At 60.1% G+C, this 19,274-nt stretch carries 16 protein-coding genes; 13 read left to right on the top strand and 3 right to left on the bottom strand.

Translation table 11 applies throughout. The features are described from left to right. Positions 1 to 129: 129 nt before the first annotated feature. From DYL59_RS15995 to pgaD, 11 genes are all read left to right on the top strand, one after another. Complete coding sequence (locus tag DYL59_RS15995) at positions 130 to 540, top strand: MarR family winged helix-turn-helix transcriptional regulator (protein WP_135290084.1); 411 nt, start codon at positions 130 to 132, stop codon at positions 538 to 540. Next, complete coding sequence (locus DYL59_RS15990) at positions 537 to 2,615, top strand: FUSC family protein (RefSeq protein WP_135290055.1); 2,079 nt, start codon at positions 537 to 539, stop codon at positions 2,613 to 2,615. The genes DYL59_RS15995 and DYL59_RS15990 overlap by 4 nt, the downstream gene beginning before the upstream one ends. Then, the gene (locus DYL59_RS15985) at positions 2,612 to 2,821 is read left to right on the top strand and encodes a DUF1656 domain-containing protein (RefSeq protein WP_135290054.1); all 210 of its coding nucleotides are present in this window, start codon (positions 2,612 to 2,614) and stop codon (positions 2,819 to 2,821) included. The genes DYL59_RS15990 and DYL59_RS15985 overlap by 4 nt, the downstream gene beginning before the upstream one ends. After that, entirely contained in the window at positions 2,818 to 3,708 is an 891-nt protein-coding gene (locus DYL59_RS15980; protein WP_135290053.1) for an efflux RND transporter periplasmic adaptor subunit, read from the top strand. Before DYL59_RS15985 ends, DYL59_RS15980 begins: the two co-directional genes overlap by 4 nt. Continuing rightward, a complete protein-coding gene (locus tag DYL59_RS15975; protein WP_135290052.1) occupies positions 3,705 to 5,147 on the top strand; it encodes an efflux transporter outer membrane subunit in 1,443 nt (480 codons plus the stop codon). The genes DYL59_RS15980 and DYL59_RS15975 overlap by 4 nt, the downstream gene beginning before the upstream one ends. An 80-nt stretch (positions 5,148 to 5,227) precedes the next feature. Beyond that, positions 5,228 to 5,860, top strand: a complete 633-nt coding sequence (locus DYL59_RS15970) for an NADH:ubiquinone oxidoreductase subunit N (RefSeq protein WP_135290051.1) — start codon at positions 5,228 to 5,230, stop codon at positions 5,858 to 5,860. Between the two features lie 158 nt (positions 5,861 to 6,018). Further along, on the top strand, positions 6,019 to 7,515 hold the full coding sequence (locus DYL59_RS15965) for a YdgA family protein (RefSeq protein ID WP_135290050.1): 1,497 nt from the start codon (positions 6,019 to 6,021) through the stop codon (positions 7,513 to 7,515). 295 nt (positions 7,516 to 7,810) lie between these two features. Beyond that, the gene (gene pgaA, locus DYL59_RS15960; protein WP_135290049.1) at positions 7,811 to 10,291 is read left to right on the top strand and encodes a poly-beta-1,6 N-acetyl-D-glucosamine export porin PgaA; all 2,481 of its coding nucleotides are present in this window, start codon (positions 7,811 to 7,813) and stop codon (positions 10,289 to 10,291) included. Between the two features lie 12 nt (positions 10,292 to 10,303). Then, positions 10,304 to 12,301 carry a poly-beta-1,6-N-acetyl-D-glucosamine N-deacetylase PgaB gene (gene pgaB, locus DYL59_RS15955; RefSeq protein WP_135290048.1) on the top strand — a complete coding sequence of 666 codons (1,998 nt, stop codon included), beginning with the start codon at positions 10,304 to 10,306 and terminating at the stop codon, positions 12,299 to 12,301. Between the two features lie 2 nt (positions 12,302 to 12,303). After that, a complete protein-coding gene (pgaC, locus tag DYL59_RS15950) occupies positions 12,304 to 13,644 on the top strand; it encodes a poly-beta-1,6-N-acetyl-D-glucosamine synthase (RefSeq protein WP_135290047.1) in 1,341 nt (446 codons plus the stop codon). 2 nt (positions 13,645 to 13,646) lie between these two features. Next, positions 13,647 to 14,129 carry a poly-beta-1,6-N-acetyl-D-glucosamine biosynthesis protein PgaD gene (gene pgaD, locus DYL59_RS15945; protein ID WP_135290046.1) on the top strand — a complete coding sequence of 161 codons (483 nt, stop codon included), beginning with the start codon at positions 13,647 to 13,649 and terminating at the stop codon, positions 14,127 to 14,129. A gap of 78 nt (positions 14,130 to 14,207) precedes the next feature. Here the strand turns inward: pgaD and DYL59_RS15940 are convergent, their stop codons facing one another. The 3 genes from DYL59_RS15940 to DYL59_RS15930 all read right to left on the bottom strand — a co-directional run bounded on the left by DYL59_RS15940 (position 14,208) and on the right by DYL59_RS15930 (position 15,934). Further along, entirely contained in the window at positions 14,208 to 14,666 is a 459-nt protein-coding gene (locus DYL59_RS15940; protein ID WP_135290045.1) for an HIT family protein, read from the bottom strand. 12 nt (positions 14,667 to 14,678) lie between these two features. Continuing rightward, entirely contained in the window at positions 14,679 to 15,656 is a 978-nt protein-coding gene (locus tag DYL59_RS15935; protein WP_135290044.1) for a HesA/MoeB/ThiF family protein, read from the bottom strand. Positions 15,657 to 15,724: 68 nt separating this feature from the next. Then, on the bottom strand, positions 15,725 to 15,934 hold the full coding sequence (locus DYL59_RS15930) for a hypothetical protein (RefSeq protein ID WP_135290043.1): 210 nt from the start codon (positions 15,932 to 15,934) through the stop codon (positions 15,725 to 15,727). A gap of 706 nt (positions 15,935 to 16,640) precedes the next feature. Between DYL59_RS15930 and DYL59_RS15925 the strand changes: the two genes are divergently transcribed. Both DYL59_RS15925 and DYL59_RS15920 read left to right on the top strand, forming a co-directional pair. Next, on the top strand, positions 16,641 to 16,964 hold the full coding sequence (locus DYL59_RS15925; protein ID WP_135290042.1) for a DUF6124 family protein: 324 nt from the start codon (positions 16,641 to 16,643) through the stop codon (positions 16,962 to 16,964). Between the two features lie 561 nt (positions 16,965 to 17,525). Then, entirely contained in the window at positions 17,526 to 19,247 is a 1,722-nt protein-coding gene (locus DYL59_RS15920) for a ShlB/FhaC/HecB family hemolysin secretion/activation protein (protein WP_135290041.1), read from the top strand. The last annotated feature ends 27 nt before the right edge of the window (positions 19,248 to 19,274 follow it).

Below are 19,274 nucleotides of genomic sequence, written 5' to 3'. Positions count from 1 at the left end.
TTAACTACCACCACCTATCCGCTAATTTGTTTCAAAACTTGACGGGTTACACTTCATCCACCATATTGATAGTTAGCAAACTAACTGTATGCGAACAATCCCGTGTCTCAATCCGTCGAACAGCTCCAGATGAACCTCACCAGCAGCATGGTGGTAGGTGCCCGTAATTGGCGCAAAATCTGCCAGACCACGCTGGTGAGCTATGGTATTTCCGAAGCCTGCGCGGTGCCGCTCTTGATGATCGGCCGCCTGGGCGACGGTGTGCACCAGGTCAAGGTCGCCCAGGCGTCGGGGATGGAAAGCCCGTCGCTGGTGCGCCTGCTCGACCAGTTGTGCAACAGCGGCTATGTGTGCCGCACCGAAGATATCCACGACCGTCGCGCCAAGGCGCTGAGCCTCACCGAGCGGGGCCGCGAGTTGGTGCAAGCGGTGGAAGTGCAGCTGGTGCGGCTGCGCAAGGAAGTCCTGGCAGACATCGCCCAAGCCGACATGGAGGCAGCGCTGCGGGTACTGCGTGCATTCGAGGTGGCGGCACTTTGAACGGATTTTTTACCGGTTTTCCGCCGGCCCGCGATTGGTTCTACGGCGTACGCACTTTCGCCGCTTCGATGATTGCGCTGTACATCGCCATGCTCATGCAAATGCCGCGTCCTTACTGGGCGATGGCCACGGTGTATATCGTCTCCAGCCCGTTTGTCGGCCCCACCAGTTCCAAGGCGTTGTATCGCGCCATCGGTACGTTTATGGGCGCGGCGGCGGCGGTGCTTTTTGTGCCGATGTTTGTGCAGTCACCTTATCTGTTGGTGGTGGTGATTGCCTTGTGGACGGGCACCCTGTTGTTCCTCTCCATGCACCTGCGTACCGCCAACAACTATGCACTGATGCTGGCTGGCTACACCTTGCCGCTGATCGCCTTGCCAGTGGTGGATAACCCCCTGGCGGTGTGGGACGTGGCCGAGGCGCGTACCGAAGAAATCTTCCTCGGCATCGCCGTGGCAGCGGTGGTGGGCGCGATGTTCTGGCCGCGCCGTCTGATGCCGGTGTTCGATGGCTCGGTGGCCAAGTGGTTTGCCGACGCCCAGGTCTACAGCCAGCGCTTTTTGACGCGCAATGTGGACCCGCAAGAAGTCAGCAACCTGCGCGGCGGCATGGTTGCTACCTTCAACACCCTGGAATTGATGATCGGCCAGTTGCCCCACGAGGGCGCTCGGCCGCAGACCGTGCGCAATACCAAGGAACTGCGCGGGCGCATGATCCACCTGCTGCCGGTTGTGGAGGAGCTTGACGATGCGTTGTACGCCGTCGAACACCGTGCGCCGCAGTTTCTGGAACACCTCACACCGCTGCTGCAAGCGGCCAACCAGTGGCTGGAAACTACCCAGCAAAACCCGTCGCTGGAAAGTTGGCGCGCCCTGCGCGATCAGATCGACGCCCTGCAACCGTCAAGTGATGCGCTGGACGAGCGCCACACCCTGCTGTTTTCCAATGCCCTGTATCGCCTGGCCGAATGGGTCGACTTGTGGCAAGACTGCCGCAGCCTGCAAGCCGCCATCGCCTGCGAAAGCCAGGACTCCTGGCGCGCGGTGTACCGCCACTGGCGCCTGGGCCGACTCACCCCGTTCCTCGACCGAGGCCTGATGTTTTACTCGGCGTTTTCCACCGTCACGGCGATCATCGTCGCCTCGGTGCTGTGGATCTTGCTGGGCTGGACCGACGGCGGCAGCGCGGTGATCCTGGCCGCCGTGGCGTGCAGCTTCTTTGCCTCGATGGACGACCCGGCACCGCAGATCTACCGGTTCTTTTTCTGGACCGCCATGTCGGTGCTGTTCGCCAGCCTCTACCTGTTCCTGGTACTGCCCAACCTGCACGATTTCCCGATGCTGGTGCTGGCGTTTGCCGTGCCGTTTATCTGCATTGGCACGCTCACCGTGCAGCCGCGTTTTTACCTGGGCATGCTGCTGACCCTGGTGAATACCTCGTCTTTTATCAGCATCCAGGGCGCTTACGATGCGGACTTTCTCAACTTCGCCAACGTCAACCTGGCCGGGCCGGTGGGCTTGCTGTTTGCCTTCGTGTGGACGCTTATCGCACGGCCGTTCGGCGCTGAACTGGCCGCCAAGCGCCTGACCCGTTTCAGCTGGCGCGACATCGTCGGCATGACCGAGCCTGCGACCCTGGCCGAACACCGGCACATGGCTGCACAAATGCTCGACCGCCTGATGCAGCACCTGCCGCGCCTGGCCCTCACCAACCAGGACACCGGCATCGCCCTGCGCGACTTGCGCGTGGCGCTGAACCTGCTCGACCTGCTGGCCTACTCGCCGCGCATCCTGGGTGTGCCGCGGGTGTTGCTCAACCAGGTGGTCGAAGGCGTGGGTGGTTACTACAAGGCCTGCCTCAAGGCTGGTGAACGCTTGCCCGCGCCCAGCGGTCTGCTGATGACCCTGGACCGCACGCGCCGCGCCCTCAACGGCCAGGGCCTGCAAGACGAAGACGACACCCGCGTGCACCTGCTGCATGCGCTGGCCGGCCTGCGCCTGGCGTTGTTGCCGGGCGTGGAATTCATTGGCGGCACCGAGATGCAAGCGCCGCTACCCGATGGAGCGCCTTTATGATCGGTGATCTGGATATCAGCGGGGTGTTCCTGCCTACGCTGCTGGTGCTGATGGGCATTACGTACGTGTTGTTTCTGGTGGTGCACGGGCTGTTGGTCCGCGTCCACTTCTATCGCCTGGTCTGGCACCGGGCATTGTTCAATGTGGGGCTCTACGCGCTGTTGCTGGGCGCGGTGGACTCACTCAGTCGATACCTGATGACATGAAAAAACCTTTTTTGACCATCGGCCGTGTAGTCCTGACGTTGTTGATCGTGAGTTTCGCGGTCGTCGTTGTATGGCGCATGGTCATGTACTACATGTTTGCGCCCTGGACCCGTGACGGCCACATCCGTGCCGATATCGTGCAGATCGCCCCGGACGTGTCTGGGCTGATCCAGCAGGTGGACGTGCGCGACAACCAGTTGGTGACCAAAGGCCAGGTGCTGTTTGCCGTGGACCAGGACCGCTTCAAGCTGGCCCTGCGCCAAGCCCAGGCCGCCGTGGCCGACCGCCAGGAAACCCTGGCCCAGGCCAACCGCGAATACAAACGCAACCGTGGCCTGGGCAACCTGGTACCCAGCGAGCAACTGGAGGAAAGCCAGTCCCGCGTAGCCCGTGCCCAATCGGCCCTCGCCGAAGCGCAGGTAACGGTGGATTCAGCCCAACTCAACCTCGACCGCTCGGTAATCCGCAGCCCGGTGGATGGCTACGTCAACGACCGTGCGCCGCGTACCCAGGAGTTCGTCACCGCCGGGCGCCCGGTGTTGTCGGTGGTGGACAGCAACTCCTTTCACATCGACGGCTACTTCGAAGAGACCAAGCTCGACGGCATCCACGTCGGCATGGGCGTGGATATCCGTGTAATCGGCGACAACGCCCGCCTGCGCGGCCATGTGCAGAGCATCGTCGCCGGTATCGAAGACCGCGACCGCACCAGTGGCTCCAACCTGCTGCCCAACGTCAACCCGGCGTTCAGCTGGGTGCGCCTGGCCCAGCGCATTCCGGTGCGCATCGCGTTTGACGATGTGCCGGCGGACTTTCGCATGATCGCCGGGCGTACCGCCACCGTGTCGATCATCGCCGACGCCGTGAAAGACGGAGACAAGCCATGAAGCAACTGCTGGCCACCGCTGCGCTGGGGTTGATGCTGTCGGCCTGCCAAATGGTGGGGCCCGATTACACGCTGCCGGACCAAGCCGCCGTCAAGCGCGCCGACCTGCAAGGCCAGATCGCCGGCGAAGGCAACAACGTGGTGTCGGCGCCGGTGCCAGCCGATTGGTGGAAGCTTTATAAAGACTCGCGCCTGGACGAACTGGTGCGCCAGGCCATGGCCTCCAACACCGACCTGCGGGTGGCCGCTGCCAACCTGCAACGCTCGCGCTATCAGGTGCAGCAAGCCGAATCCGCCGGCGGTTGGAACGCAGGGGTGAAGGCTGAAGCCCAGCGCTTGCAAGAGTCGGGCGAAGCGTTCTTGCTCGAAGATAAAGTCCCGGTGGCCAATATCGGCAGCGTCGGCATCAGCACGTCCTATCAGTTCGACCTGTGGGGCACCTTGCAGCGCGGCATCGAAAGTGCCCAGGCCAGCGCCGACGCCGCCCAGGCCGCCGCTGATATCGCGCGCATCACCCTGGTGGCGGACGTGGTGCGTTCCTACACCCAGGTGTGTGCTGCCAACGAAGAACTGGCGATTGCCAATGAGTCCCTGGCGCTGCAAGCCCAGAGCACTACGCTGACCCAACGCCTGCGCGACGCCGGGCGTGGCGATGAAACCCAGGTAACCCGCTCGCAGACCCAATACAAATCCTTGCGCGCCGACATGCCGCGCTACGAAGCGGCGCGCCAGGCCGGTTTGTTCCGCCTGTCGATGCTGCTGGCCAAGCCGGTGGACCAACTGCCGGCGGGCACCGGCACCTGCGCCGAGCTGCCGCATATCGCCCAACTGCTGCCGGTGGGCGACGGCGCCGCCCTGCTCAAGCGCCGTCCCGATGTGCGCCAGGCTGAACGCCAACTGGCGGCCGCCACCGCACGCATCGGCGTGGCCACCGGCGCGCTGTACCCGGACATCAGCATCGGCGCCACGGTTGGCACCGTGGGTATCCTCGATGACCTGGGCACCGCGCCCACCAACCGTTGGGGCTTTGGCCCGCTGATCAGTTGGTCGGTGCCGACCAACGGCGCCCGCGCCCGTATCCACGAAGCCGAAGCCGCCACCCAAGGCGCCCTGGCCCACTTTGACGGTGTGGTGCTCAATGCCATCCGCGAAACCCAGACCGGCCTGGCGCAATACACCGCGCAACTGCAACGCCGCGACGCCCTGAACGACGCCGGTGAGTCGGCCAAGGAAGCGGCGGACCAGACCCACCGCTTCTTCCAGGCCGGTCGCGCATCGTTCCTGGCCGACCTGCAAGCCACCCGCACCTACACCGATGTGCGGGCGCAACTGGCGGCGGCGAACACCCAGGTTGCCATGAGCCAGATCGATCTGTTCCTGGCCCTGGGCGGTGGTTGGGAAAGCGGACGAACGCAAGCGGCGCCAGCCAGCAAACCCTGAACGAATAGCTATGCTTTGACTGGCGGGCCCCGTGATGGCTCGCCAGTCACTGCTCGCGTTTGCTCATGGGGATTCCAATAATGAAAAACCCTTATGCTCCCGCTTTCTGGTGCGTGTTCTTCGCACTGGTGTTGTTATCGGCCGCCTACTTTTACGGCGTCATGCTCGCCCACCAAATCGACAAGGCCATGGTGTTTCTCGACAGCGCCTGCCTGGTGATCGGCACCCTGTCCATCGGCGTGGTCGCCTGGGCCTCCTACCAAAACCAACGGGTGAAGCGAAAACTGCTCGAACAGGGCAAGACCCGCGTGGCCATCTGGGACACCAAGGTTGCGCTGCGCCGCGTCGAGACCGTGTTCGACCGTTATTTCTGGGGCAGCTACTGGCAGCCGGGGCGTACCTTCCAGGAAGTCATGGGCGAACTCACCGGCACTCCCCTGGAAAAAAGCCTCGAAGCCTTGAAAAAACAATGCGTGGCCCTGGACCAGCAAGTGGCAGACGGTAGGCATTGGCTCAATAATGCGCGGGAACTGTCTGACGTCGCCACGCAAATGGCCCGTGAGCGCTACCAACTGGACTTCTGCGACCCCAAGACCGATACCCCGAGCAATGCGGTGATACACCGCGAGTTTGAGGTGCTGGTGTACACCTGGACAGCGCGCTTGAAGAGTTTCGACCACCAACTCGACGAGATCGACCTGGAGTATTCCTGAGCCTGCGGGTGAACCAACCGCACGCCTGACCCCTCTGAAAAGCTGGGCCGTTCGCGGCCGCCAGTGCTAATCTTCCCCCGCGTTCGGCGGGCTTGAGCCAACCCACACGGGTTCAAGGAAGACAGCCCACTTCTCACAGGATTTGATCAGGTCACTTCATGAATAAGCCAGCAGTCGTTCTTTTGGGTTTCGTTGTCGCCGTTGGCGTCGTCAGTGCAGGCGGCGCCTGGTACACCGGTAAGCAACTGGAGCCGGTCCTGCAAACCGCCGTGCAGGACGCCAACAAGGAACTGCAACGCTCCATGGCCGGTGTCGACGGCACCCTGGACCTGGAACTGGTGTCCCTGGACCGTGGCCTGTTCAGCAGCACCGCCCACTATCGCCTCAAGGGCCAGGGCTCGTTCTTCGGCGAAGAAAACCCCAACCCCGAACTGCTGTTCGTCGACCACATCGAACACGGGCCGCTGCCGTTCTCGCGCCTGGTGTCGCTGAAGTGGCTGCCGGTCATGGCCACCAGTCACTACGCGCTGGAAAAGAACGCCACCACCGAAAAATGGTTTGCCGCCGCCAAGGACGTGTCACCGCTCAAAGGCGTGGCCAGTATCGGCTACAACCGCTCGGTCAGCGGCAATCTTGAATTGCTGCCCCTGGAGTTCAAGGACGGCACGTCCTCGGCGAGCTTCTCCGGCGCCAACCTGGACTTCGACAGCACCGCCGAAGGCAAGAAGGTCAAGGTCAACGGCTACATGAACAGCCTCAAGTTGTCGGTGATCGATGCCAATGGCGCGCCGTTCGACGCCGAGCTCGCCGGCCTGACCGTGGCCAGCAACCTGGAGAAGTCCACCTTCGGCTTCTATACCGGGCAGAACACCGTCGAGCTGACCGACACCAAGGCCACCTTCGGTCCGCAGAAGTCTGTGCTGACCCTCAAGGGCTTCGAGCAGAAAGACACCAGCGACATCAAGGACAACCACCTGGCCGGCCGCGTCGACTACAAGATCGACGAGATCGGTTACCAGGGTAAACCCGTCGGCTCCGCCACCCTGGGCCTGAGCGTCAAGAATATCGACGTGCCATCGGGGCTGGTGCTGACCAAGCTCTACCAGGACAAGATGCAGCCGGTGCAAGCCGCTGCCGCCGCCGGCCAACCGGTGCCGGAGCTGCAATTGACCGAAGCCGAGCAGACCCTGGCCGAAGCCAACGTCAACCAATTGCTGGCCGCCAAGCCGCAAGTGGCGCTGGAAAACCTGACACTGAAAACCACCCACGGCGAAAGCAAATTCAGCTTGCTCGTGGACCTGACCAAGCCATCGTCCATGGAGTTGCCACCGGTTGAGCTGGGCAAGCAGATGATTGCCTTGCTGGATGCCAACCTGAGCCTGTCCAAGCCGATGATTGCCGACGTTTCTGCCCTGCAGGCGCAAATCGGTGGCCTCACCGACCCTAAAGCCATCGAGCAACAGTCCCAGATGGCGGCCGAAATGGTCAGCGGCCTGGCCGTCGGCACCCAGCTGGCGACCCTGGTGGGCAGCGATGTCGTGTCCAAGCTGCATTACGCCAACAATGAAGTGACCTTTAACGGCCAGAAGATGACCGTCGAACAGTTCATTGGGTTTGTCATGGCCAAGGTCGGTGGTGTGAGCCGCGCGCAGTAAATATTTCGCCGCCTCAAAAAAATAATGGGGGAGCGGGGTTGCCCGCGATCAGGGTCAAACAGTCGACACTCATGTTGACGGTCACCCGGTTATCGCAGGCAAGTACGCTCCCCCATTCATTTTTCAGATTTGCGGCCAATTCTGAACAATTGTTCTGAATTGTCCTTTTTGATACACGGCTCGGGGATAGTTCCTACAGGAAAGCTAGGTCGGGTCACTAGACGCCGACACCCTGATGCAAATTGCTCAGGACCACCTATCGTTACAGCTTTCCGTGTGTAAGGAAGCTCACGATATGCTGCGAAACCTACCACTTAGTGCATCAGGCCGGTTGCGACTGCTCATCGGTGCCGCCTTGTGCAGCCAATTGCTGATGCCGGCTTTTGCCATGGCAGATCCTGCCTATGACGCCCTGATCATCCAGGCGCGCAACGGCAACTTCACCCCTGCGCTCACCCAACTTCGTCAACTGCCTGCCGAGCGCCAAACGCCTGGCCAGGTCAGTGACCACCTGGTGATCGCCGGATGGGCCGGGCAAGACGCTGAAGTGCTCAAGGTGTATGAGGCCCAGGGCAAGAATCGCAACTTGACTACCCAGGCCCTGGCCACCGTGGCGCGGACCTATCGCAACCAGAAACAGTGGGCACAGGCCGCCGCGGTGTATCGCCAGGCGCTGGTGCGTGAGCCGAATAATGTCGACCTGCAACTGGGCCAGGCCCTGACCCAGGCCGACGGAGGCCAGCCCGCCGAAGCGGTGCAGCGTACCCGCGCGCTGGTGGCGGCCAAGCCTGATGACCCCAACCGTCGCATGGCCCTGGGTTATGCCCTGACCCGTGCCGGCTTGAATTACGACGCGCTGTTTGAATTCGACCAGGCCTTTATCCGTGCCGGTGACAAACCGGAAGTGGCCCGCGAATACATCGTTGCCCTGCAAAAGGCACGGTTGCCGGAAGCCGCCTTGCGCCTGTCGGCCAAGCGCCCTGGCTTGCTGGACCCCGTCACCCAGCGTCGCCTGGAAGGTGACCTCGCCGCCGAGCGCGTGCGCATGGCCGAGTTCGCCACGCGCTCCGAGCAAGAGCGTTATGTGATTGCCGACCGTGCCCTGGCCGACTACGACAAACTGCTCACCCGCTGGACCCCGGATGCCAGCGCCCATGACGATGTGGTGCGCTGGCGCATCGACCGCCTGGGCGCCCTCAAGGCCCGGGCGCGCACCGCCGACGTTATCCGCGAGTACGAAACCCTCAACGGCGAAGGCGTGCAATTGCCCACTTACGCCGTGCGTTGGGTGGCCGCCTCTTACCTCGACCAGCGCCAGCCGGAGAAAGCCGAGCCGCTGTATCGCCAGGCATTGAGTGCCCCAGACGCCGAGCCCGATGATCGGGTCGAAGACACCACCGCGTTGTTCTACGCCCTGAACGAGAGCGACAAAGGCGAAGAGGCGCGGGAAGTCGCCAACGGCCTGGCCAACAGTCAGAAGCCGCGTGTTGAACTCAAAGGCCTGCCGATTGGCAACCCGAATGATGCCTGGATGGACGCGCAACAACTGTCGGCCCAGGCCGGCGTCTACGGTGGCGACCTGCCGGGCAGCGAAGCCGGCCTGGAAGCCTTGGTCGCCAAGGCGCCGGGGAATGTGGGCCTGCGCCTGGCTCAGGCCGATATGTACCGCGCCCGCGATCTGCCACGCCGTGCCGAAGGCATCCTCAAGGAAACCGAAGCCCAGTCCCCGCGCGACATTGGCCTGGAAGTCAGCCAGGCCTACACCGCGATGGATTTGCAGGAGTGGCGTCAACTCGACGTGCTCACCGATGACGTGCTCGCCCGCAACCCGGACAACCGTCAGGTACAGCGCTTGAGCCGCTTGCGGGATGTGCACGACATGGCCGAATTGCGGGTTGAAGCCTACACCGGCAAAAGCTTCGGTGGCGGCAGCGACAACGAGGCCGGCGCCGTGTCAGGTAACCGTGACTGGGGCATTGAAAGTCGTATCTACACCCCGCCCATCGACGAGGACTGGCGCCTGTTCGCCGGTGCCGGCTATGCCCGCGCCGATTTCGAAGAAGGCACTGGCCAGCACCGTTGGCAGGTGGTTGGGGTAGAGCGGCGTACCCGCGACATGACGGTGGAAGCCGAAGTCTCCAACCATTCCTACGGCGATGGCACCAAGCAAGGCGCTGCCGTGTCGATCGCCCGCGACATCAACGACAACTGGCAATACGGCGGCAGCCTCGGCTACCTGCTGTCCACCACCCCACTGCGGGCGTTGAATGCCGGCATCACTGCCAACGGCGGCAGCGGCTTCGTCCGCTGGCGCGCCAACGAGAGCCGCGAGTGGAAGCTGACCCTCAGCCCGTCCCATTTCAGCGACGGCAACGACCGCTTCGAAGCCTTGCTCAGCGGCCGCGAGGGCCTCTACAGCTCATCACGCGTGCAGGTGGACCTGGGCCTTGAAGTCGGCGCCAGCCGCAACAGCAAGGAAGACACGATCTACTTCAACCCCAAGTCAGACTTCACCGTGTTGCCCGTTCTCAACATCAACCATGTGCTCTATCACCGCTACGAGACCCAGTGGAGTCAGCAGTTCCAGGTCGGTGCGGGTACCTATAGCCAGCAGGATTATTCCACCGGTGGCATTGGTCTAGTGGGCTACGGCCAACGCTATCGCTGGAACGATGTGCTGGAAGCCGGCGCCAACCTGAGCCTGATCAGCCGACCTTATGACGGCGATCGCGAACGCGATCTGCGTCTGCTCGTCGACCTCACTTACCGTTTCTAGAAGAGCCTGACCATGACCGTCCTCAGCCGTTGCTTGTTGATCCTGGGCGTTATGCTGGCCAGTGCCTGTGCCCAGCAACCCGCGCCATTCACTCCACCCGCCGAGCGGCCTGTTCCGGCCAATGAAGCGCCGTGGCCGAAAAACCATTTCCTGGGCATTGCCTACCACGACGTCGAGGACCGCGACCCCGACCAAGCGGTGGTGGCCGTGCGCACCGAACGTTTGATTGAACAGCTGGCCTGGCTGCGTGAGAACGGCTACCAGGCAGTCAGCGTCGACCAGATTCTCGCCGCTCGCCGGGGCGGGCCGCCGCTGCCGCCCAAAGCCATCATGCTCAGTTTCGATGACGGCTATTCGAGCTTCTACACCCGCGTGATGCCGATTCTGCGTGCCTACCATTGGCCGGCCCTGCTGGCGCCAGTGGGCTACTGGATCGACACACCGTTGAACAAACCGGTGGACTTTGCCGGCTCACCTCGGCCGCGTGGGGAGTTCCTCACTTGGCAGCAGATCCGTGAAGTGTCCCAATCGGGCCTGGTGGAAATCGCCGCGCACACCGATGCCAGTCACACCGGGATCCTGGCCAACCCCCAGGGCAACCTGGAGCCGGCGGCCACCTCGCTGCGTTATGACCCGGCCACCGGCCGCTACGAAACCGAAGCGCAGTTCCAGGCGCGGATGCGGGCGGATGTCACGGCAATCACCAATAAGATTGCGGCCGTGACCGGCAAGAAACCACGGGTTTGGGTATGGCCATACGGCGCCGCCAAGGGCACCTCGCTGGCGATCGTTGGCGAGCAGGGCTACCAGATGTCGCTGACCCTGGATGACGGCCTCGACAACCTGAACAACCTGATGAACAGCCCACGCTTCCTGGTGGCTTCGGACCCGGATGGCGAGCATTTCGCCAACAGCATCGTCGCGGCGCAAACCCAGGCGCCGCTGCGGGTGCTGCATGTGGACCTGGACAACGTCTATGACCCGGACCCGGCCCAGCAGGCGCGCAACCTCGACCAGTTGGTGCAGCGAGTGGTGGACATGGGCGCCGGTACCGTATTCCTGCAAGCCTTTGCCGACCCCAAAGGCGACGGCCTGGTGCATTCGGTGTACTTCCCTAACCGCCACTTGCCGGTGCGTGCCGACCTGTTCAACCGCGTGTCCTGGCAGTTGCACACCCGTGCCCACGCCGCCGTGTATGCATGGATGCCAGTGCTCAGTTTCGCCCTCGACCCCAAGCTGCCACGCGTGACGCGTTGGGACCCGAAAACCGGCCAGGTTGGCCTCGATCCGGACCAGTACAAACGCCTGTCGCCGTTCGATCCGCAAGTGCGCAAGATCATTGGCGAGATCTATGAAGACCTGGCGCGCAACAATGCCATCGATGGCGTGCTGTACCACGACGATGCGGTGTTCAACGACTTCGAAGACGCCAGCCCCGCCGCGCTCAAGGCCTACGCCGCCAACGGCCTGCCGGACAACATTGCGGCCCTGCGCGCCGACCCGGCAGTGATGCAGCGCTGGACCCGGTTCAAGAGCCGCTACCTGATCGACTTCACCAATGAACTGACCGCCAAGGTCCGCGCCATTGGCGGGCCGCAGGTACAGACCGCGCGCAATATCTTCGCCGAGCCGATGCTCAACCCGGCCAGCGAAGCGTGGTTCGCACAGAACCTCGACGATTTCCTCCAGACCTATGACTGGACGGCACCCATGGCCATGCCGCTGATGGAAGGCCAGGAGTACAAGACCTCCAATGCGTGGCTGGAAAAGCTGGTCGCGACGGTCAAGGCTCGACCTGGCGCCATGGAACGCACGGTGTTTGAACTGCAAGCCAAAGACTGGCGCACCAAGGAAGCCCCGGACATCGACGGCGCGCAAATGGCCGAATGGATGGGTGTGCTCAAACGCCAGGGGGTCACGAGCTTTGGTTACTACCCGGATAACTTCCTGGAAAACTCCCCGGACTTGAAGACAGTACGTCCGGCCATTTCCAACCAATGGAACCCTTGACCATGTTCGATAGAATCCTGGCTTTATTCGTGCTGGCATTGGTATTGGGTGTGCCCCTGGGCCTGATCTTCCTGGTCACCGGGCAGTTCCTGATGGACTTCGTGTTTTTCTACCCGCTGTTCATGTCGGCACTGTGGATCGCGGGCGGCCTGTACTTCTGGCTGCACTGGGAGCGTCACTGGCCGTGGAAAGAAGACACCCCCGCGCCGACCCTGGCTGGCAATCCGCTGATCTCGATCATCATCCCTTGCTACAACGAAGGGGATAACGCTGCCGACACCATCCACGCAGCGCTGGACCAGCTGTACCCCAACATTGAAGTGATCGCTGTCAACGACGGCTCCAAGGACAACACCGCCGCCGTGCTCGACGCCCTGGCCCTGGAGCACCCTCGTCTGCGCGTGCTGCACCTGGCGCAAAACCAGGGCAAGGCCGTGGCCCTGCGCATGGGCGCCGTGGCGGCACGCAGTGAATACCTGGTGTGCATCGACGGCGATGCGTTGCTGGATAAAAACGCGGCGGCCTACATGGTTGCGCCGATGCTCGACAACCCGCGCCTGGGCGCCGTCACCGGCAACCCACGTATCCGCACACGCTCGACCTTGATCGGCCGGGTGCAGGTGGGCGAGTTCTCCTCGATCATCGGTTTGATCAAGCGTACGCAGCGGGTGTTTGGCCGGATCTTCACGGTGTCGGGTGTGGTGGTAGCGTTCCGTAAAAAGGCGCTGGACCGCATCGACTACTGGAGCACCGACATGATCACCGAGGACATCGATGTCAGTTGGAAGCTGCAGCTCGATCACTGGAGCATCTTCTACGAACCTCGCGCCTTGTGCTGGATCCTGATGCCGGAAACCGTCGGCGGCCTGTGGAAACAACGTTTGCGCTGGGCCCAGGGTGGCGCCGAAGTACTGTTCAAGAACATCCGTGGCATCTGGCAATGGCGTCATCGCTACCTGTGGCCGCTGCTGTTCGAGTACTGCCTGTCCACTGGTTGGGCATTTACCTTCCTGCTGTCGGTGATCTTCTACGTATTGGGCAAGTTCATGGTGCTGCCGCCGGCGATTGCCGTGGACTCCCTGGTGCCTCCGGCGTTTACCGGCCTAGTGCTGGCGATGGTGTGCCTGGTGCAGTTTGCCGTGAGCATCCTGATCGACCGGCGCTACGAGAAGGACCTGTGGAAAACCCTGTTCTGGACCGTGTGGTACCCGATGGTGTTCTGGCTGGTCAGCCTGTTTACCACCTTGGTCAGTTTCCCCAAGGTGCTGTTCAACCAGCATCAGAAGCGTGCGCGCTGGGTCAGCCCGGATCGCGGTATCAAACCTGCTGAAGAGGAGGCGTGATCATGAAACTTGTCAGAACTCGCCAACGGTCCATCATGTGGATCATTGATGTGCTGTTGACCCTCCTGGCCTGGGCCGGGTTGGTCTGGCTGTTGGTACGCGGGATCACCTCGATGCTGGAAACCCACGGTGGGCCGCGCATCGAAGCGCCGATCTTCGCGGCGCTCAATACGTTGCAGGTCTATATGTGGATTGCGTTGTTCAACGCCGTGATCCTCGTTAGCTGGGCACGTTACCAGCAACGTAAAGGCCGCAAGTTTGCCCAGCGCCGGGCGCAAGCCAATGCATTGAGTGACCAGAACCTGAGCGAGAGTTTCAGCCTGGGCGAAGGCGACCTTGAGCAGTTGCGTCGGCCTGGGGTGCTGGTGATCCACAATGACGAGGAGGGCGGTGTGGCCGAGGTAAAATCCCACGTCTCCCGCGACGTGGAAAAACCGGGCTTGACCCTGGTGCCTGGCAAGGATCAAAACAAAGACGCCAGCTGAGCCCTTTTCTCGCGCCCACCTATTTGGAATACGGTCAAATGTGGGAGGGGGCAAGCCCCTCCCACATTTTGCTCTGTGTTAGGCGACAGATCGGATTCTGGCCGCCAGTTCCGCCAACCCGTCATCATCCGCCCGCACATGATCGTGGGACGAGATATACCCCTCATACGCCTCGAAGAACTTATCCACCTTCGAGCTCAAAGGCTTGAACGTACTGTCCCCCCCGGTCCCATGCATGGGAAACAACTTCGCATGCAGATGGTCCACCCCATACCCCTCCATGATCAGCCCCGTACGCGCCACATCCGGAAACGCCCGGTCGATCTGCAACGCCGTCCTCTTCGCCGCCACCGCCAACGCGGCCAGCACTTCATCCGACTGCGCAAACGCATAGCTGCCGTAATGCTGCTTGGGGATCACTACGCTGAAACCGGGGGTGTTGGGGAAGATTGAGAGGAAGGCCATGTGCTGGTCGTCTTCCCAGAGGATGTGGGCTGGGGAGGTTTTGTGGACGATGTTGCAGAAAATACAATCCATTCCAATCACCGCTTACTCGTCATAACAAAACTTGGTAGAAAACTCAGTCGGGACCACCGCAGCGTCCCACTCAATATAACTGGATCGTGCATTGCCAAAAATAGATGATGCAAGAAACGTTAACACCCCGGCGGATAGCAACGACGCTATTGTAAAATTTAAAGGGCCGAAGCTCGGCATTATTGATCCTGGCAATTTCTCCCAGTCCATATCGAACCCCTGTTCGTTAGGGATATTTCGAATATCATTACCGGAATAAAAGCTCGCAATACAATGACTGTGTAAATACCCGCCACTAACAACCGGAATCTTGAGTATTGATGCCAGCTCTTCAGCCCGAGGAACCAATGTGGCGGGATTATCTGCGGTGATCACCACGACTGAAAACTCACCTGAAGAAGCCAGTTCAACTATTCCGTAAAAATCCAGCTCCTTCTTAATAATTGAAACCTGCACCCCATCAAACCGCGCCTGTATTTCTCGGTCCAATATTGAAACTTTGCTTTTTCCAACATCCAGCTTACGCCAAAAAAGCTGCCGATTTAAATTGCTTAGCTCAACGACATCAGGATCAACTAAAGTTAAACTCCCTACCCCGCCACCGGCCAACAACAGTGCCGCAGTACTACCTATACCTCCGCAACCAATCAAAAGCACGTTAGCATTTTTGATCTTTTTGAAAACAGAAATTATATCAGCACACGTTTTTGCCTTACATAAAAAGAAACTCGCAGTACGGCTGGTTTCAGGATCTTTCAAATACTCACAAACCTCAGCAACCTCGTTGGAGGACCCAGGGACCAAGGCTCCTGAGCGTAAAAGACCCTCCGTAAGCGCCGGTAGAGTCTGTTCTGTAAGCCGCACCGTCGCATGCGGCCCACTAATAACGGTTTGTTCGTTTACGCGGGAATGAAAAGTTGAGGGCGCAACCACTCCAATAGCGCTGCCAGAGGAATCATAAAAGCAGAAGTCGCTAAAGTTCTCAATCATATACTGGCTTCCTTTTCTCAGTTCAAGTGACGGCGTCAAACATCACGCCGCCCCCCTAAACGACAATCTTAATTGCAGCGTCTGCTCGTGCGCGAAATCACACCACCATCACAACCAGAACCGACAAATGCAATCGTCAGCGGAGCCGCATTAGTTTGAGCCGGCAGAGCAGATGGAGGCTGAGTAACTACAGGCGATGGATCAGTTATTACGTTCGCCTCAGCAACTGCAGAAACTCCCAAAAGCACTGCTGCAATACCAATTGCATTTTTACCCATAACAAAACTCCTTCTTCGAACAATTAAAATTGTGCTGCACCGCCAATGTAAAATCAGAGACCCGCAAGACGTCAAAAGAATTTTATATTTTCAGAAATTTCCTAAGATACTTTGGATCTCTGTAGGAAACCTCTTGCTTAACGGGTTTTTTCGCACAGGACACATACATCTAATCCTTCAGAAAGTACCTCGCCCACCCCAGAAATAAGGCGGGCACACAAAACCATTGCCGCTTAATTTAAATATGATTAACTTTTTAATACAGGTGTCTAATAAAACTAATGCCGCAAGCGAATGAGCATCACCGCTTACTCAATAGAAAGTCACAGGTCTCGAAAGCTTCTTCAGCGCTAGGACCACTTGGAGGCGTCAACTTTCCGCTAGCCCCGTTTCTATCGAGTTCAATGCGTACAGAGAGAATATTCCGACAGCGTTTTAGGCTTGCCCCTCGGAAGATGGCTGCCTAATCTTCGGCGGTCGCTGCAAATTCAGCGACCGGGTTTCGCAGCCCGGTTAAACTCTAGACGCACAGCGTCCTCCTCAGATAGCTGGCGCTTTTTTATGCCTGATGTTATGGCGGCTGTGCGCGGGATACCTCCGGGTATGCCGGGTTCCTAGAGTCCCGGTCTGCGAACCTGCGTACAGCTGCCACCCGGGTATCGTTTCGCAGCGATGGGGGCGGCTCCAATACTCTAGGAGCTTTGTCGTGATTAAAGACAGTCCGAATCCGCCGTCAGATTCAACCGCATTTCACACCGCCGCTCATCGAGCGATTAACCACTATCTGAATCCGTCTGAGAAACCAGAGCCTTCTGCTGAAGGCCATGGCTTGTTTACCGTGCGTGAAGGCTTAGACGTCGAAACGCTGTTGACCAACGCATCGGAGGATCTTGAGTCAGTTCAAGCACTGGCCAGCCATTTGGCTTTTGAGGTCGACGGTAATCCTCGCAGCGTGGCGCTGGGAATTTCCCGAATGCTGGAGGGAATTCAGTTGTTGGTCGAGAAGGCACTAACCCTCAAACAGGCCTGACGGCGGGCACGGTAAAAAATGTGGGAGGGGCGGTGCGACGATTCGACTTGCTCCCGATGAGAGGGTGTCAGCTACAGATTTATTAGCTGCCACACCGCTTTCGCGAGCAAGCCCGCTCCCACAGGGGATTGGCGGTGTGCCCGTATTTCGAGCCTGGCGCAGGATCAGATGTTGAGGGCAGGCTTGTCCTGCAACGTAGAATCTCCCACATCCACACAAAAGCCCTTTACCCCTCTTTGTCATCCAATCCCATAAATGGGATCCAATTCACAAAATCTCCGCGAACTTTTCTGCTTTTTCCGGTACTAACCTGTCTCGGAAACAACTTGCTGGCCAACTAATGGCAACTTTTAAGTTATCCGACGAATCGCTATCAAAAGACTTGCCGCTTGTCGGAATAATATTCCAGCTGACAGGCTATAGACTTTTTTGATAATTTTTTATTGTTATTAATCAAGTGGTTGCGTGAGTAGCAGGCACGAAAGTCCAACTAACTCAGTTGCTTGGGTTGTGGGAAGTTCGATGTTAGTTTGCCGCCCCTTGATTTTCGACGGATCGAACATGTCTTTGTTATTGCCACGGACTCGGTATTTTTTGTGCACTTTGCTGCTCGCTTACTTGAGCCTGAACAGTGCCATGGCGGCCCCGACGCCAGGGGACCAAGACCTGATTCGCGACCGTCAGAACCGTCTGCTCGAAGAGCAGCGTCGGCGCCTCGACGAGCTGCAAGACCTGCCCGGCAAAGGCTCCAAGCCCCAGGCCCCTGCGGCCCCCGTGGATACCCGTTGCTTTCCCATCCAGGACATCGAACTCAAGGGCGCCGACAGCCTGTCTGTCGCCGACCGTGCGCGCCTGCTCAAACCCTATATCGGCCAGTGCCTGGGGGTTGTGCAGCTCAATCAACTGCTCAAGGCCATCACCGATGACTACATCGACAACGGTCGCGTGACCAGCCGTGCGTACTTGCCGCAACAAGACCTGTCCAGCGGCCACCTCCAGGTGCTGGTGGTAGAGGGCAAGCTCGAAGGCTTGAAAGGCGCCAACGGCAGCACGGTCACCGATCGCGAGTTGGCCATGGCGTTTCCCGGCAAGGTGGGCGAGGCGCTGAACCTGCGGGAAGTCGAGCAATTGGTGGATCAACTGAGCCGTTTGCCGTCCCGTCAGGCCCAGATGGCGCTGACGCCCGGCAGCCAGATCGGCGGCAGTGAGGTGGTGGTCAAGAACGTGCCGCAAAAGCCCTGGCGCGCCAGCCTGTCGCGTAACAACGACGGCCAGAAAAGCACCGGCGAACAACAGTGGGGCGCGGGCCTGGAGTGGGATAGCCCCCTGGGCCTGGCCGATCAGTTGATATTGCGTGGCGGCCACGACGCCGTCAGCGACCACCAGAAAACCTCGAAAAACAGCATGCTCTACTACAACGTGCCGTGGGGCTGGTGGAACTTCAGTTACCTCTACAGCGAGAGCGACTACCGCACCTTTGGCGTGACCGACGACTTCAAATACAAGCAGAACGGTGACAACCAGACCCACCAACTGCGCGCCGAGCGGGTGATTCATCGCGACGATCTCAGCAAGACATCGGTGAACGTCGGCGTCACGCACCTGCGCACCAACAACTACATCCTGGATACGCGCACTGCAGTGAGCAGCAACCGGCTGAGTGAGTTCCAGGTGGGCATCAACCATGGCCGGCGCATCGCCAATGCATTCGTCAACCTCGATTTGGGCATGCAGAACGGTATCGGTTTGCTGGATGCCCAAGCCCAGGACGAACGCGACCAGTACGGCAACCGCCAGGCAAATTCGCGCTACCGCAAATACACCGCCACCGTCAGCTATTTGCAGCCATTCACCCTGTGGGGTGAGTCATTCAGTTTCACCAGCCTAGCCACCGGCCAACGCAGTGAAGACATCCTGTTCAGCCCGCAACGTATGAGCCTGGGTGGCTCGGCTTCGGTGCGCGGGTTCAAGGACCAGCAACTGACGGGCGACAGCGGCGGCTACTGGCGCAATGACCTGCGCTGGGCCCGCCCGGTGACCGTGGACTGGTTGCGCCCGGCGTTTTTCGAGTACGGCGCGAGCGTCGGCTATGACCAGGGTGTGATCAGCCATGGCCGCTACAACGACGAAGTGCATGGGCGGGTATCGAGCAACTCCCTGGAGCTGTTTGCTCGCGGCAAGCACGTCAGCACCAGCGTGACCTTTGCCCACTCCCTGGAACGCCCGGCCGTGATGAGTGAGCGCGAAGCGCCGATCTATTTCCGCATGGATTTCTACCTGTAATTCAACGCCCCGCCTTGAGAGTCTGAA

The sequence above is a fragment of the Pseudomonas kairouanensis genome (genome assembly GCF_004682055.1).
GTDB lineage: Bacteria > Pseudomonadota > Gammaproteobacteria > Pseudomonadales > Pseudomonadaceae > Aquipseudomonas > Aquipseudomonas kairouanensis.
This window is presented reverse-complemented; position numbering and strand designations above follow the sequence as displayed.

Coding starts and splice junctions, on each gene's coding strand:
- pgaD (WP_135290046.1), top strand. CDS start 13,647: ATGAAACTTGTCAGAACTCGCCAACGGTCCATCATGTGGATCATTGAT.
- DYL59_RS15920 (WP_135290041.1), top strand. CDS start 17,526: ATGTCTTTGTTATTGCCACGGACTCGGTATTTTTTGTGCACTTTGCTG.
- DYL59_RS15940 (WP_135290045.1), bottom strand. CDS start 14,666: ATGGATTGTATTTTCTGCAACATCGTCCACAAAACCTCCCCAGCCCAC.
- DYL59_RS15980 (WP_135290053.1), top strand. CDS start 2,818: ATGAAAAAACCTTTTTTGACCATCGGCCGTGTAGTCCTGACGTTGTTG.
- DYL59_RS15970 (WP_135290051.1), top strand. CDS start 5,228: ATGAAAAACCCTTATGCTCCCGCTTTCTGGTGCGTGTTCTTCGCACTG.
- DYL59_RS15995 (WP_135290084.1), top strand. CDS start 130: ATGAACCTCACCAGCAGCATGGTGGTAGGTGCCCGTAATTGGCGCAAA.
- pgaA (WP_135290049.1), top strand. CDS start 7,811: ATGCTGCGAAACCTACCACTTAGTGCATCAGGCCGGTTGCGACTGCTC.
- DYL59_RS15985 (WP_135290054.1), top strand. CDS start 2,612: ATGATCGGTGATCTGGATATCAGCGGGGTGTTCCTGCCTACGCTGCTG.
- pgaB (WP_135290048.1), top strand. CDS start 10,304: ATGACCGTCCTCAGCCGTTGCTTGTTGATCCTGGGCGTTATGCTGGCC.
- DYL59_RS15965 (WP_135290050.1), top strand. CDS start 6,019: ATGAATAAGCCAGCAGTCGTTCTTTTGGGTTTCGTTGTCGCCGTTGGC.
- DYL59_RS15975 (WP_135290052.1), top strand. CDS start 3,705: ATGAAGCAACTGCTGGCCACCGCTGCGCTGGGGTTGATGCTGTCGGCC.
- DYL59_RS15935 (WP_135290044.1), bottom strand. CDS start 15,656: ATGATTGAGAACTTTAGCGACTTCTGCTTTTATGATTCCTCTGGCAGC.
- DYL59_RS15930 (WP_135290043.1), bottom strand. CDS start 15,934: ATGGGTAAAAATGCAATTGGTATTGCAGCAGTGCTTTTGGGAGTTTCT.
- pgaC (WP_135290047.1), top strand. CDS start 12,304: ATGTTCGATAGAATCCTGGCTTTATTCGTGCTGGCATTGGTATTGGGT.